This window comes from Streptomyces lacrimifluminis (assembly GCF_014646095.1).
Classification (GTDB): Bacteria; Actinomycetota; Actinomycetes; order Streptomycetales; family Streptomycetaceae; genus Streptomyces; species Streptomyces lacrimifluminis.
Map to the genome: position 1 here is coordinate 42,272 of NZ_BMMU01000020.1, position 14,287 is coordinate 56,558.

Annotated in this window: 14 protein-coding genes; 7 read left to right on the top strand and 7 right to left on the bottom strand. The window is 71.0% G+C overall.

Annotated elements, in window-relative coordinates:
* Positions 1-78: 78 nt before the first annotated feature.
* The 6 genes from IEY89_RS26475 to IEY89_RS26500 form a co-directional block, all read right to left on the bottom strand.
* On the bottom strand, positions 79-1,068 hold the full coding sequence (locus IEY89_RS26475; RefSeq protein ID WP_189150003.1) for a zinc-dependent alcohol dehydrogenase family protein: 990 nt from the start codon (positions 1,066-1,068) through the stop codon (positions 79-81).
* Positions 1,065-1,919 carry a carbohydrate ABC transporter permease gene (locus tag IEY89_RS26480; RefSeq protein WP_189150004.1) on the bottom strand — a complete coding sequence of 285 codons (855 nt, stop codon included), beginning with the start codon at positions 1,917-1,919 and terminating at the stop codon, positions 1,065-1,067. Before IEY89_RS26480 ends, IEY89_RS26475 begins: the two co-directional genes overlap by 4 nt.
* Positions 1,916-2,857: a carbohydrate ABC transporter permease gene (locus IEY89_RS26485; protein ID WP_189150005.1), complete on the bottom strand. Its 942-nt coding sequence runs from the start codon at positions 2,855-2,857 to the stop codon at positions 1,916-1,918. Before IEY89_RS26485 ends, IEY89_RS26480 begins: the two co-directional genes overlap by 4 nt.
* On the bottom strand, positions 2,854-4,224 hold the full coding sequence (locus IEY89_RS26490; RefSeq protein ID WP_189150006.1) for an ABC transporter substrate-binding protein: 1,371 nt from the start codon (positions 4,222-4,224) through the stop codon (positions 2,854-2,856). Before IEY89_RS26490 ends, IEY89_RS26485 begins: the two co-directional genes overlap by 4 nt.
* Positions 4,225-4,337: 113 nt before the next feature.
* A complete protein-coding gene (locus IEY89_RS26495) occupies positions 4,338-5,105 on the bottom strand; it encodes a DeoR/GlpR family DNA-binding transcription regulator (protein ID WP_189150007.1) in 768 nt (255 codons plus the stop codon).
* A 315-nt stretch (positions 5,106-5,420) separates the two neighbouring features.
* Positions 5,421-6,230: an NAD-dependent epimerase/dehydratase family protein gene (locus IEY89_RS26500; protein WP_189150008.1), complete on the bottom strand. Its 810-nt coding sequence runs from the start codon at positions 6,228-6,230 to the stop codon at positions 5,421-5,423.
* A gap of 252 nt (positions 6,231-6,482) precedes the next feature.
* On the opposite strand from IEY89_RS26500, the gene IEY89_RS26505 reads away from it, so the two are divergent.
* Complete coding sequence (locus tag IEY89_RS26505; protein ID WP_229695430.1) at positions 6,483-7,526, top strand: 5-dehydro-4-deoxyglucarate dehydratase; 1,044 nt, start codon at positions 6,483-6,485, stop codon at positions 7,524-7,526.
* A complete protein-coding gene (locus IEY89_RS26510; RefSeq protein ID WP_189150009.1) occupies positions 7,523-8,698 on the top strand; it encodes a hypothetical protein in 1,176 nt (391 codons plus the stop codon). Before IEY89_RS26505 ends, IEY89_RS26510 begins: the two co-directional genes overlap by 4 nt.
* A 159-nt stretch (positions 8,699-8,857) precedes the next feature.
* Here IEY89_RS26510 and IEY89_RS26515 read toward each other — a convergent pair whose 3' ends face one another.
* On the bottom strand, positions 8,858-9,145 hold the full coding sequence (locus IEY89_RS26515; protein ID WP_189150010.1) for a hypothetical protein: 288 nt from the start codon (positions 9,143-9,145) through the stop codon (positions 8,858-8,860).
* 94 nt (positions 9,146-9,239) lie between these two features.
* Here IEY89_RS26515 and IEY89_RS26520 point away from each other — a divergent pair, with 94 nt between their 5' ends.
* The 5 genes from IEY89_RS26520 (at position 9,240) to araD (ending at position 14,276) form a co-directional block, all read left to right on the top strand.
* On the top strand, positions 9,240-9,830 hold the full coding sequence (locus tag IEY89_RS26520) for a TIGR03086 family metal-binding protein (RefSeq protein WP_189150011.1): 591 nt from the start codon (positions 9,240-9,242) through the stop codon (positions 9,828-9,830).
* Between the two features lie 191 nt (positions 9,831-10,021).
* Positions 10,022-10,774, top strand: a complete 753-nt coding sequence (locus tag IEY89_RS26525; RefSeq protein WP_189150012.1) for an MBL fold metallo-hydrolase — start codon at positions 10,022-10,024, stop codon at positions 10,772-10,774.
* 189 nt (positions 10,775-10,963) lie between these two features.
* The gene (locus IEY89_RS26530; RefSeq protein ID WP_189150013.1) at positions 10,964-11,632 is read left to right on the top strand and encodes a GntR family transcriptional regulator; all 669 of its coding nucleotides are present in this window, start codon (positions 10,964-10,966) and stop codon (positions 11,630-11,632) included.
* Positions 11,629-12,540 (top strand): dihydrodipicolinate synthase family protein, encoded by a 912-nt coding sequence (locus tag IEY89_RS26535; RefSeq protein WP_189150014.1) that lies wholly within the window; start codon positions 11,629-11,631, stop codon positions 12,538-12,540. Before IEY89_RS26530 ends, IEY89_RS26535 begins: the two co-directional genes overlap by 4 nt.
* Positions 12,537-14,276, top strand: a complete 1,740-nt coding sequence (gene araD, locus IEY89_RS26540) for an L-arabinonate dehydratase (protein WP_189150015.1) — start codon at positions 12,537-12,539, stop codon at positions 14,274-14,276. Before IEY89_RS26535 ends, araD begins: the two co-directional genes overlap by 4 nt.
* Positions 14,277-14,287: the final 11 nt, after the last annotated feature.

Here is a 14,287-nt window from a genome sequence, read left to right on the forward strand (position 1 = left end):
CCCCTACCCGTCCCATCCCTCCCCTGGAGGGGGGACCCCAGACGGGCTGAAAACGCCGACCGGCACCGAGAAGTCGACCTACGGCACCACCACGATCTTTCGGCCCACGCCCGAGGCGAACTGGTCCAGGGCCTGGGGGTACTGGTCCAGCGGCAGGCGGTCGCTGATGAGGACCTCCGGGTCCAGGACACCTGCCGCGAACAGCTCCGCCGCCCGTTCGAAGCTGTGCAGCACCGCCATCGACCCTGTGATGGTGATCTCCTGGTTGTAGACGCGGTACGGGTCGATCGTGACCCGGGTCGCGTAGTCCGCGACGCCGAACTGGAGGAACGTGCCCGCCTTCGCGACCCGGTCCAGGCCGTCCTGGATCGCCGCCGCGTTGCCCGTCGCGTCCACCACCACGTCCCAGCCCTGCGGACGTTCCAGCTCGTCCGCGTTCGTCGCCGAACCTGACACGCCCAGCAGCTGGGCCGTCGACAGGCGCTGGGCGTTGATGTCCACCACGTCGACACGCGCCGCGCCCGTCCGCTTGGCCAGCTCCAGCATCATCAGGCCCATCGTTCCCGAGCCGTAGATCAGTACGTGGGCGCCCAGACGGGTCCGGAGTACGTCGTAGCCCCGTACCGCGCACGACAGTGGCTCCACCAGCGCCGCGTCCTGGGTGCGGATGTGCTCCGGCAGCCGTACGCAGTTCGCGACCGGGGCCACCGCGTACTGCGCCGCGCCGCCTGCCGTCGTGACGCCGATCGCGGCCCAGCGTTCGCAGAGGTTGTTGTGGCCGGTGCGGCAGTAGCGGCACTCGTGGCAGTAGAGGGAGGGGTCCACGGCCACGCGGTCGCCCACCGTCAGTTCCGTGACCGCCGTACCCACGCCGACCACCTCGCCCGCGAACTCGTGCCCCGGCACGATCGGCAACGTGGGGGCGAACTCGCCCTGGAGGATGTGCAGGTCGGTGCCGCACAGGCCGCAGGCCGCGACCTCGACGACGACCTCGCGGGGGCCGGGTGACGGGTCCGGGACCTCCAGGACGACGGCCTTGCCCACGGACTCGATGACGGCTGCCTTCACTTCACGGCTCCCAGTGACAGGCCCTGGACCAGTTTGTCCTGGGCCGCGAACCCCGCGGCGAGCACCGGCAGGGAGATGACGAGCGACGCGGCGCACACCTTCGCCAGGAACAGGCCCTGGCTGGTGATGAAGCCGGTCAGGAAGACGGGGGCCGTCTCGGCGACCACACCCGTCAGCACGCGTGCGAACAGCAGTTCGTTCCAGCTGAAGATGAAGCAGATCAGGGCCGTCGCGGCGATGCCCGGGAGGGCTATCGGGGCGACCACCCGGGTGAGGACCGTGGGCAGCCTCGCCCCGTCCACCCTTGCCGCCTCGATGATCGCCACCGGGACCTCGGAGAGGAAGGACTGCATCATCCACACCGCGATCGGCAGGTTCATGGACGTGTAGAGGATGACCAGCAGCCAGATGTTGTCCAGCATGTCGGTGTTCTTGGCGAAGAGGTAGATCGGGAGCAGGCCCGCCACCACCGGCAGCATCTTCGTCGACAGGAAGAAGAACAGGACGTCCGTCCACTTCTTCACCGGGCGGATGGAGAGGGCGTATGCCGCCGGGAGCGCCAGCAGCAGGACGCACAGGGTCGACACCAGCGATGCCACCGTCGAGTTGATCAGGGACGGCCAGGGGCTCGCGCCGCCTCCGGTGCCGAAGAACTCGCGGTAGCCGTCGAGGGTCAGTGCGGCGCCGAAGGACGGGGGGTTGGTCGCCGCGTCCTCCTCCGAGTGGAAGGACGTCAGGGCCATCCACGCGATCGGGAGGAAGAAGAGGATGCCCGCCAGCCAGGCCAGCAGCCCCAGGCCCGCTCCTCGGGTGCGGCGGGGACGTTCACGTACTGCTGCCGTGGCGCTCATGCTCGGGACGCCTCCTCGCGGAACAGGGACGAGACCACGCGCAGGGCGAAGGTCGCGATGATGATCGAACCGATGACCACCAGGACGCCGGCCGCTGAGGCCAGGCCGTTCTCGTGGGCCTGGTAGAAGCTCTGGTAGACGGTGTAGGGGAGGTTCGCCGTGCCCAGGCCGCCCGAGGTGATCGTGAAGACCGCGTCGAAGTTCTGGACGATGTAGATCGAGCCCAGCAGGGCGCCGAGTTCGAGGTAGCGGCGCAGGTGGGGGAGGGTCAGGTGGCGGAAGACCTGCCAGTCGTTCGCGCCGTCCACCTTCGCCGCCTCGATCTGCTGCTGGTCGCGGCTCTGCAGTCCGGCCAGCAGGATCAGCATCATGAACGGCGTCCACTGCCAGACCAGTGATGCCTCCACCGCGAGCAGCGGGGTGTTGGAGATCCAGTCCGGCTGCGGGCCTCCCACGTAGTGCAACAGGCCGTTCAGCAGGCCGTATTCGGGGTTGTAGAGCACGTGCTTCCAGAGGAGGGCCGCCGCCACCGGGACCACCAGGAAGGGGGCGATGAGGAGGGTGCGGACGATGCCCCTGCCACGGAACCTGCGGTCCAGGAGGAGCGCCAGGGCCAGGCCGAGGACCAGGCTGGCCAGGACCACCGCCGCGGTGAGCAGGATCGTCGTCCACACCGACTGGCGCAGGTCCGCGTCGGTCAGGACCTCCGTGTAGTTGGCGAAACCCGTGAAGCGGCGGGCGTTCGGGTAGAGCGCGTTCCAGTCGAAGAACGAGATCACCAGCGTGGCCACGAACGGGAGTTGGGTCACGGCGATCATGAAGATCAGGGCGGGGAGCAGCGGGGCCCGGGTGGCCCAGGCGCGCATGCGGTTCGAGGGGCGCTTCACGGCGCGTACGGATGGTGCGGCGGCTGTCGGGGCTGTCGTGGTCGCGGTCATCGTCCCTCGTACTCCTCGGAGATCTCCTCTGCCAGCTTCTGGGACTTCTTCAGGGCCGACTCGACGGACTGGCGTCCGGCGATGGCCGCGCTGATCTCCTGCGAGACCCTGGTGCCGAGATCGGTGAACTCGGGAATGCCGACGAACTGGATGCCGGGTGCGGGGCGCGGCTGGACTCCGGGGTCGTCGGGGCGGGCGCCCTCGATGGCCTCCTTCGTCGTCTCCTGGAAGGCGGCGGCCTCTCGGCGGTAGGCGGGGTTCTCGTACGTCGACGCGCGCTTGCCCGCCGGGACGTTGGACCAGCCGATCTCGTCGCCGACCAGCTGCTCGTACTCCTTGCCGGACGCCCAGGACACGAACTTCCAGGCGTCGTCGGGGTTGCGGGAGGCCTGCTGGATGCCCCAGGCCCAGGTGTAGAGCCAGCCGGAGGACTCCGTCTTCTCGACGGGGGCCGGTACGTAGCCGATCCTGCCCTTGACCGGGGAGTTCGCCGACTCCAGGGAGCCGGCCGCGGACGTGGCGTCGTACCACATGGCGACCTTGCCCTGGGTCATGTTGTTGAGGCACTCGGCGAAGCCGGCCTGGGGGGCGCCGGACTCGCCGTGGTCACGGACCAGGTCGACGTAGAAGTTCACCGCCCGCTGCCACTCGGGGGAGTCGAGCCTCGCCTTCCAGTTCCTGTCGAACCAGGTGCCGCCGAAGGTGTTCACGATCGTGGTGAGGGGTGCCATGACCTCGCCCCAACCCGGCAGTCCCCGCAGGCAGATGCCCTTCATGCCAGGCTCGGCGCCGTCGGCCCTGGCCGCCAGGTCGGCGACCTGGGTCCAGGTGGGGTGCGGGGGCATGGTGAGGCCCTTCGCCTCGAACACGTCCTTGCGGTACATCAGGAAGGACGACTCGCCGTAGAAGGGCTGGCCGTACAGCTTCCCGTCGTCGCCGGTGAGGGACTGGCGCATCGGCGTGAGGATGTCCTGTTCGTCGTACGCGCCGTCCTTCGCGACGTACGTGTTCATCTCGTGCAGCCAGCCGTTGCGGGCGTAGATCGGTATCTCGTAGTTGGAGAGGGTCGCCACGTCGTACTGGCCCGCCTGGTTGGCGAAGTCCTGGCTGATCTTGTCGCGGACGTCGTTCTCGGGCAGGACGGTGAAGTTGACCTTGATGCCGGTCTCCTTGGTGAAGTGGGCCGCGGTGAGCTTCTGCAACTCGACCATCTGCGGGTTGTTCACCATCAGGACGTTGACGGCGTCGCCGCCGGAACCGGACCCGCCCGCTCCGGCCCAGCAGCCGGAGAGCAGCGGGGTGAGCAGCGTCCCTGCGGCGGCCAGGGCGAGTGTGGCTCGCGGCCTCCGTCGGCTCGGGGTTCGCATGGATCGCTCCTGGAGGTATGGGGGCATAACGGGCGCTTGTGGGCGTGGGGGTGCCGGTGAGGGGAGTGAGGGGGAAAGAGGTCAGGGGATGGTGAGTGGGGTGAGTTGGGGGCTCAGACTCGGATGACCTGCGGGCCGCGCAGGGAATAGCGGTGTGCTTCCGCCGTGGGCAGCAGAGTGCTCGTGACGATCGCGTCCAGGTCGCCGATCTCGGCGAACCGGCAGAAGCTGACCGCCCCGAACTTGGTGTGCACGCCCGCGAACACCGTGCGCCGCGAGGCCCGGATCGCCTGTGCCTTGACCTCGCTGACGGCGGGGTCGGGCGTGGTCAGGCCGTGTTCGCGGGAGATGCCGTTGGCGCCGATGTAGGCCAGGTCCAGGACGAAGCCGGCCAGCATCTTCGTCGTCCAGTGGTCGACCGTCGCGAGGGTGCCGGGGCGGACCCGGCCGCCGAGCAGCAGGACCGAGGTGTTCTCGGCCTCCGCGAGCGCGCCCGCGACGGGCAGGGACGCGGTGACCACGGTCAGCGGCCGGTCCCCGGGCAGTGCTTCGGCGATGAGCTGCGGGGTGAACCCCTCGTCGACGAAGACCGTTTCGGCGTCCCCGAGCAGTTCGGCCGCGGCGGCGGCGATCCGGCGCTTCTCGGGCACGTGACTGGTGGCGCGGAAGGCGAGCGTCGTCTCGAAACCGGCGCTCTCCACGGGGTAGGCGCCGCCATGGGTGCGGCGGACCAGGCCGTGGTCCTCCAGGGCGCGCAGATCGCGCCGTACGGTCTCCTTGGCCACGCCCAGATCGGCGGCGAGCGTGGTCACGTCGACCGAGCCGGTGGCACGGGCGGCGCGCACGATGTGCCGCTGGCGGTCCTCCGCGGTTCCGGCCATGAGGTTCCCCGCTTTCCTGCGCCGTCTGCCCGTTCGGGCCCTCGGGGGAAGTTGTACAGCGGGTGGGGTGCGATGACGAGGTCTGTTGAGGGGGTGATAGTGACCGCGTCTGCCCGTTCGGGCGGGGTGGGCCCACTGGCTCGGTCGGTGCGGTCGGGTCGCGGCTGCCGGTTCGTTGTGGCTGGTCGCGCGGTTCCCCGCGCCCCTGATGGTGCGCTGTCGCGGCACCATCAGAGGCGGCCGTTCCTGCCCGAATATCATGGCGGGCGGGCCCGTTCGGTGCCCGCCCGCCGTTCCGGAGCCTTCGCGCGGCTGTCAGTACGGCCAGATCGGCGGGTCGGTCACGAAAGCGCCGCCGAGGTAGGCGTGTGCCTCGTTGCCGGGCTGGAGGTCGCCCTGCTCGGCGATCAGTTTCTCGGCGTACGGCTCGGAGTCGTCCTGCGGTGCGTAGCCGAGTGCCCGCGCGGTGCCCAGGTCCCACCACAGGCGCGTGTTGGCGGAGGAGCCGTGGACGACGGTGTGGCCGACCTCCTCGGCGGTCAGGGCCGCGTGGAGGAGGCGGGCGCCGTCGGCGGGGCTCATCCACAGTGACAGCATGCGCACGCTGGTCGGCTCCGGGAAGCAGGAGCCGATGCGGACGGAGACGGTCTCCAGGCCGTGCTTGTCCCAGTAGAGCTGGGCCAGGTCCTCGCCGAAGGACTTGGAGAGGCCGTAGAAGGTGTCCGGGCGGCGCGGGGTGTCGACCGGGATCAGGGGATCGGCGCCCTGGGGGCGGGGGGTGAAGCCCACCGCGTGGTTCGAGGAGGCGAAGACGACGCGTCCCACGCCCTCCTCGCGCGCCGCCTCGTACAGGTTGTACGTGCCCTCGATGTTCGCCCTGAGGATCTTCTCGAAAGAGGACTCCAGCGAGATCCCGGCGAGGTGGATGATCGCGTCGACACCCCGCACGGCCTCGCGCAGCGCCGCCCGGTCGGTGAGGTCCGCGGTGATCGCGTCGGGTTCGCCCTCGATGGGGAGCAGGTCGAACAGACGCAGTTCGTAGCCGTAGGACGGGAGAAGGTCCCGCATCAGGGTGCCGAGTCCGCCGGCGGCGCCGGTGAGCAGAACGGTGCGGGGAGCGGGCATCCTCGGGTCTCCTTGGGGCTCCTGGAGGGTTCTCCTTGAGGCAAAGGCCGCATGCATGTACGGCATTCACATCCATGGACACGCTAGGGAGGGGTGGCCGGTGTCGTCAAGTGTGACGTAGAGCTGCGGATTCTGCCCTGCGCTTGCCTTCGATCGGCTTGACCCGCCCCACGGCGGGCCCTTAGCGTGAAAGTGTTCAGAAATGTAGACGTTAATCAGAAGCGTGCACGAATGCATGCCCAGGGAGAGCCCGTGACGCCAGCCCCCCTCGCCGCCGCCCTAGCCACCCGGCTCACCGTCCCGAGCGGTCCGCTGTTCTTCCCCGTCACCGCGTACGGCCCCGACGGCTCGCTCGACCTCGGCGTCTTCCGCGCGCATGTGCGCCGGGGCGTGGAGGCGGGGGCCGCTGCCGTCTTCGCGTGCTGCGGCACCGGGGAGTTCCACGCGCTGACGCCCGAGGAGTTCCAGGACTGTGTACGGGCCGCGGTGGAGGAGACGGCAGGGCGGGTGCCCGTGGTCGCGGGCACCGGATACGGCACCGCGCTCGCCGTGCGCTACGCGCGTCTCGCCGAGGAGGCCGGGGCCGACGGGCTGCTCGCCATGCCGCCGTATCTGGTGGTGGCCGGGCAGGAGGGGCTGCTGCGCCACTACCGGGAGCTGGCCGGGGCCACCGCCCTGCCGGTCATCGTCTACCAGCGCGACAACGCGGTGTTCACACCCGAGACCGTCGTCGGGCTGGCGCGCACCGAGGGGATCATCGGGCTCAAGGACGGGCTCGGCGACCTGGACCTGATGCAGCGGATCGTGAGCGCCGTACGCGCTGAGGAGATCGTCGACTTCCTGTACTTCAACGGGCTGCCGACCGCGGAACTGACCGGGCCGGCCTACCGGGGCATCGGCGTCACCCTCTACTCGTCGGCCGTCTTCTGCTTCGCGCCCGAGATCGCGCTCGCCTTCCACAAGGCGCTGGGCACCGGTGACGACGTGACCGCGAACCGGCTCCTGGACGGCTTCTACCGGCCGTTCGTCGAGCTGCGGGCGCAGGGGCGCGGGTACGCCGTCTCGCTCGTCAAGGCCGGCGTGCGGCAGGCCGGGCTCGACGTCGGGGAGGTCCGGCCGCCGCTGCACGAGCCGACCGAGGATCATGTGAAGCAGCTCGTGCGACTCGTCGAGCGCGGTCGCGCGCTGCTGGAGGCCGAGTCCGTGTCCGTGCCCAAGGCCGAGACCGAGACCGCGGTCGTTGTCGGTTCCGGTTCCGGTTCCGAGTCCGAGTCCGAGCCCGAGGAGCGCGTGTGAAGGCGTCCGCGTTCGTCTATCCCTGGGACGTCAACGGCGACCCCGACGCCGCCCGGCGGATCGCCGCGCTCGGCGTGGAACAGGTGACCCTCGCCTCCGCGTACCACTCCACGCGCGCGTTGACCCCCCGTCACCCGCGCCACCGCATCGTCACCGCCGAGCACGCGGCCGTGCTGTACCCCACCGACCCCACGGACGAGCGCTGGGCGGGCCGCGAACTGCGCCCGTACGCCGCCGGGGCGTGGGCCCCCGGGGACGCGTACGGCGAGGCCGCCGACGCCCTCGCCGACGCGGGCCTCGACGTGCACACCTGGGTGGTCCTCGCCCACAACTCCCGCCTGGGCGCCGACCGTCCGGACACCTCCGTGGTCAACGCCTACGGGGACCGCTACCCCTGGGCGCCCTGTATCGCGCAGCCCGCCACGCGCGCGTACCTCGTCGATCTCGCCGCCGAGGCCGCCGTACGGCCCGGAGCGCGAGGTACGGAACTGGAGTCCCTCGGCTGGTACGGACTCACCCATCTGCACGCCCACGACAAGACCGGCGCCATCGGGCTCGGCGACACCGGCCAGTATCTGATGGCCCTGTGCTTCTGCCCGTCCTGCCGGGCGGGGTACGGCGCCCGGGGCCTCGACCCCGACCGGCTGGGGGTGGCCGTACGCGCCGCGCTGGAGCCGCTCTGGCGGGGCGCGCCGGATCACGGCGGGGGATGGGCGGGGGTCGAGAAGGCCCTCGGCGAGGAGAAGGCGGCCCTCACGCGCGCGTGGCGCGAGGAAACGGCCCGCACGCTCCAGGAGGCGGCCGTCGCGGCGGTCCGGGCGGCGGCTCCGGCCGGCTTCCAGGTACTGCTGCACGCCGACCCCGTCTGGTACCACGTCGGCGCCAACCCGGGCGTGGACCCCGCGCACATCCTGTCCGTCGCGGACGGTGTGGTGGTGCCGTGCACGGGCGGGGCGGGCCTGCTGACGCCGTTCGCGGAGGTGGAGCGGGAGAAGGGTGTCCTGGCCGCCAACTTCGTCGTGGTCTCCGGGATGGGCGGCAGGCCTGGCACCCTCGCGGCGGACGCGGAGCGCGCTGCCGGGCTCGGGGCCACCGAACTGCGGCTATATCACGCCGGGTTGGCATCGGACGGCGACCTCGACGCGGTACGGGACGCGCTGGCCCGGCGCTGAAACAGCGCTCCGGCGGCCAGCGGCAGAGCGAGGGCACGGCCGACGAGAGTCACCTGGTGGCCGACGAGCTCGACCGGCGCCGCGCCCACGGCGCCGGACCGACCGCCGTGGGCGCGAACAGCAGGCAGTTGGCGGTCGCCGCGGTACGGCCGGGCAGTTTCATTTCCCGGGGCTTCCGCTGTAGGGCGATGAGACCCCCGAGCGGGACACACGCCGGGCCCATCCCGTACGCCGCGACCCCGCGCTCCCCGAGGCGGCGCGCAGCAGCGGGCCCGGCACCGGGCCCACCGCGACCGAGCCGACGCCGTGGAGAACGTACAGCGGCAGCCGGTCGTGCCGGCACAGGAAGGCGGCGCCCTCGGCGGTGCGGGTACGCCGGTCCCTGACCCGGATCCCGGCGTCGCGGTCCCGGAGGACGCGCGGCACGGACCGGGTTCGAGCCGTCATGCCTGGTCATCGTGGGGCTGAGGGGCGGGCGATGAGTTTCGGGTACGGCGTCGGTCTACCCCCTGCAGTGCCGACCAGCCTTGAGGAGAAGCCGATGACCGGCCAGACGACCTTCGATCTCGGACCGCAGGCAAGGAGCGTGGCCCGGCTCGCGGAGCAGGTGACCGGCGAGCAGCTCGCGGCCGGGACACCGTGTCCGGCGTACGCCGTGCGCAATCTGCTGGGGCATGTCGCCGGGCTGTCCGTCGCCTTCCGTGACGCCGCGCGCAAGGACCTCGGCGTGACGACGGACACCAGCCCGGACTCCTTTGTGCCGGACATCGCCGCCGACTGGCGCGAGACCCTGCCGAAGGTGCTCGACGAACTCGCCGACGCCTGGCGCGACCCGGCAGCCTGGACCGGCGAGACCCGCGCCGGTGGCGTGACCCTGCCGGGCGCGGTCGCCGCAGCCGTTGTGGCCGACGAACTCGTCGTCCACGGCTGGGACCTGGCCCGCGCCACCGGGCAGGAGTACAAGCCCGACCCGGTCGCTGTGGAGGCATCGTACGGCTTCCTGGCCGCCGCTGCCGAGCAGAACGGCGGGGACGGAATCTTCGGCCCGGTCGTCCCGGTGCCGGACGAGGCGCCGCTGCTGGACCGGGTGATCGGGCTCACCGGGCGGGATCCGGGGTGGACGCCGGCGTGATCGGGAGCGGATGGGGGCCGGGCGGGGCGACGGTGTGATGGGGAGCGGGCGGGGGCCGGGCGACGGTGTGACCGGGAACGGGGGCGGGGCCCGGGCTGGACGACCGCGCGATCGGGAGCGGGCGACAGCCCCTGCCTGCGTGGCCTTCCAATCTCCGTACGCCTGCCCGCACCGCCCCGTACGCTCCCCGCATGCCCCTGAGCCTCACCGTCCTCGGCACCGCCTCCCCGCATCCGGAGCCGGGGCGCCCCTGCTCCGGCTATCTGGTGCGCGGCGGCGGTGCCGAGGTGTGGGTGGACGCCGGGCCCGGCACCTTCGCGGAGTTGCAGAGGCACACCGATCCCGCACGGCTCACCGCGATCTGGATCTCCCATCTGCACGCCGATCACAACGCCGATCTGCTGGCCGCCGTGTACGGGTTCGCCTTCGGCGGGCTGACCCCGCCCGCGCCGATTCCCGTCTACGCGCCGCGTGAGTGCGCGCGCCGGCTCGCGGGGTTCTTCGGGCAGCCCAACCTCGGCTTCCTGAGCGGAATCCTCGACTTCAGGCCGCTGTACGACGGCCACATCGTCCAGCACTGGAACCTGCGCCTCACGACCCGCGCGGTCTCCCACGGCATGGAGGCGTACGGGCTGCGTGCCGAGTCGCAGGGGAAGGCTCTCGCGTACTCCGGTGACACCGGACCCTGCGACGCGCTTGCCGAACTCGCCAAGGGCGCCGACCTGTTCCTGTGCGAGGCCGACATCGACCGGCATGGTGATGGCGATGGCGAACAGGTGCATCTGACGCCGGAGGACGCCGGCGCGTACGCGAAGGGGGCCCGCTCGCTGCTCGTCACCCACGTCGGGCCCACGCTCACTCGCGACGCGGCCACCGACCGTGCCGCCGCCGTCTTCGGCGGGCCCACCGACACCGCGTACGAGGGCACGACCAAGCTCATCTGACCCGCGCGGCGACCCCTGCCCCGTGCGGGAGGTCTCAACTTCCTTTGTCAGAAGCGTTGACGAAACACGGAGCCCCTCCTACCTTCAAGCCGTCGTACTTCGTACGTCATATATGAGACGCGATATGTGAGATCCGATACGCGAGATCTGATCCGGTGGATCCGGTCCGTCAAGATCCGAGAGGCACGCATGACCTCTGTGCCCACGCCGATCCCGTCCCGCACGCAGTTCGTGCAGGAAGGGATCAAACACCGCATCCTCACCGGGCAGCTGACGCCGGGTCAGGCCCTGGTCGAGACCGAGCTCGCCGCACAGTTCGGGGTGTCGAAGACCCCGGTGCGCGAGGCGCTCAAGACGCTGGCCGGCACCGGGCTCGTCGTGATGAACCAGTACAAGGGCGTCACGGTGCGCATGGTGGACGCGGACATGGCGCGCGAGGTCTACGACGTACGGCTGCTGCTGGAGCCGGAGGCACTCAAGCGTTCCGTGCGCAGAGGTGCCTCGCTCGATGCCGCCCGGGACGCGCTCACCCGTGCCGACGAGGCCACCGACACCGCCGAACGCTCTCTGGCCAACCGGGAGTTCCACCGCTCCCTCTACGTCCGGTGCGGCAATCCGCTGCTCGGCCGGATGCTCGACGAGGTGCGCGACCAGGCCGCTCTGGTCTCCGCCGTCGCCTGGGCCGCCAACCCCTCCTGGGAGCGGGAGGCGGACGAGCACCGGGAGATCCTGCGGCTCGCCCTCGCCGGGGACTCGGACGGCGCGGCGCGCGCCCTGCACGCCCATATCGAGTCGTTCGTGCAACGGGCCTTCCCCGCGGGGGAGTCCGACGTCGAGGGAGAGGACGGTCAGGGATGAGCGGCGTGGCCTTCGAGGCCCAACGGGCGGCCCTGGCCGACGTGGTGGCGATCCCGGTGACCCCGTTCGCCGAGGACGGCACGGTCGATCAGCCCGCCCACCGGGCCCTGCTTCGCCGACTGGTCGACAGCGGCATCACCACCCTGACCCCGAACGGCAACACGGGCGAGTTCTACACCCTGACCCCCGAAGAGCGGCGTCTCGTCACCGAGTCGACCGTGGACGAGGTCGGCGACCGGGCCGTGATCCTCGTCGGCGTCGGGCACGACGTGCCGACCGCCGTGGCCGCCGCCCGGCACGCCCGGGACAGCGGGGCCGCGATGGTGATGGTCCATCAGCCCATTCACCCCTATGTCTCGGAGGGCGGGTGGGTCGACTACCACCGGGCCATCGCCGAGGCCGTGCCCGACCTCGGCGTCGTCCCCTACATCCGCAACGCCTCGCTGAGCGGCCTGCGCCTGGCCGAACTCACCGACGCCTGCCCGAACGTCATCGGCGTGAAGTACGCCGTCCCGGACGCCGCCCGTTTCGCCGCCTTCGCACGGGACGCCGGGCTCGAACGCTTCGTGTGGGTGGCCGGGCTCGCCGAGCCCTACGCGCCCTCCTACTTCTCGGCCGGCGCCACCGGCTTCACCTCCGGGCTGGTGAACGTCGCCCCGGCCGTCTCGCTGAACATGATCGAAGCGCTTCGATCGGGGGACTTCCCGGGCGCCATGAAGGTCTGGGAGCAGATCCGCCGCTTCGAGGAACTGCGTGCCGCAGACGCCTCCGCGAACAATGTGACCGTCGTCAAGGAGGCACTCGCGTCCCTCGGCCTGTGCCGCCGCGACGTCCGCCCGCCGAGCCGCGCACTGCCCGAGGACGAACGCGCCGAGGTCGCCGCGATAGCCGCCGGGTGGTCCATATGAAGCCCGGGCAGGTACGCAAAGCGCCGGAGGAGCTCCGAAGCCACCAGTGGTACGGCACCGAGGGGCTGCGCTCCTTCAGCCACCGGGCCCGCACCCGCCAGCTCGGCTACCTCCCCGAGGAGCACCTCGGCAAGCCCGTCATCGCGATCCTCAACACCTGGTCGGACATCAACCCCTGTCATGTGCACCTCCGTGACCGGGCGCAGGCCGTGAAGCGGGGCGTCTGGCAGGCGGGCGGGTTCCCCCTGGAGTTCCCGGTCTCCACCCTCAGCGAGACCTTCCAGAAGCCGACCCCCATGCTCTACCGCAACCTCCTCGCCATGGAGACGGAGGAGCTGCTGCGCTCGTACCCGGTCGACGGGGCCGTCCTGATGGGCGGCTGCGACAAGTCCACGCCCGCCCTGCTCATGGGAGCGGCCAGCGTCGACCTGCCGACCGTCTTCGTGCCCGCCGGGCCCATGCTGCCCGGGCACTGGCGAGGCGAGATCCTCGGCTCCGGCACCGACATGTGGAAGTACTGGGACGACAAGCGCGCCGGGCTCATCGGCGACTGCGAGATGACGGAGTTGGAGAGCGGGCTCGCCCGTTCCCCCGGCCACTGCATGACCATGGGTACGGCGTCCACGCTCACCGCCGCCGCCGAGGCGCTCGGCGTGACCGTGCCCGGGGCGTCCAGCATCCCCGCCGTCGACTCCGGGCACGACCGGATGGCCGCCGCTTCGGGCCTCAGGATCGTCGAACTGGTCCACCAGGACCGGAAGTTGAGCGACATCCTCACCGCCGACGCCTTCACCGACGCGGTCACGACCGTCCTCGGTCTCGGCGGATCCACCAACGCCGTGATCCATCTGATCGCCATGGCGGGCCGGGCCGGCGTCCGGCTCACCCTCGACGACTTCGACCGCATCGCGCGGACCGTACCGGTGCTCGCCAACGTGCGGCCCGGTGGACAGACGTACCTCATGGAGGACTTCCACTTCGCCGGCGGCCTGCCCGGCTTCCTCTCCCGGATCACGGACCTGCTGCATCTGGACCGGCCGACGGTGTCGTACGACAGCATGCGCGAGCAGCTGGACGGGGTGCGGGTGCACAACGACGACGTCATCCGCCCGCGAGACAAGCCGGTCGCGCACGAGGGCGGGGTCGCCGTCCTGCGCGGCAACCTCTGCCCGGACGGCGCGGTCATCAAGCACATCGCCGCCGAGCCGCACCTGCTCAGGCACACCGGGCGCGCGGTCGTGTTCGACGACTACAGGTCCATGCAACGCACCATCAACGACCCGGAGTTGGGCATCACCGCCGACACCGTGCTGGTGCTGCGCGGCTCCGGACCCAAGGGCGGTCCGGGCATGCCCGAGTACGGGATGCTGCCCATCCCCGACCACCTGCTCAAGCAGGGTGTACGGGACATGGTGCGGATCTCCGACGCCCGGATGAGCGGAACGAGTTACGGCACGTGCGTGCTGCACGTGGCCCCCGAATCGCATGTCGGCGGGCCGCTCGCACTCGTCCGCACCGGGGACTCCATCACCCTCGACGTCGAGGGACGGTCGCTTCAACTCAACGTGGAGGACGACGAGTTGGCGCGCAGGCGGGCGGAGTGGACGCCGCCGGCCGAACGGTACGAGCGCGGATACGGCGCGCTCTACAACGAGCAGATCACGCAGGCCGACACCGGCTGCGACTTCGAGTTCCTGGCCAGGCCGGGCAAGGTGCGCGACCCGTACGCGGGCTGACCGCACATGCC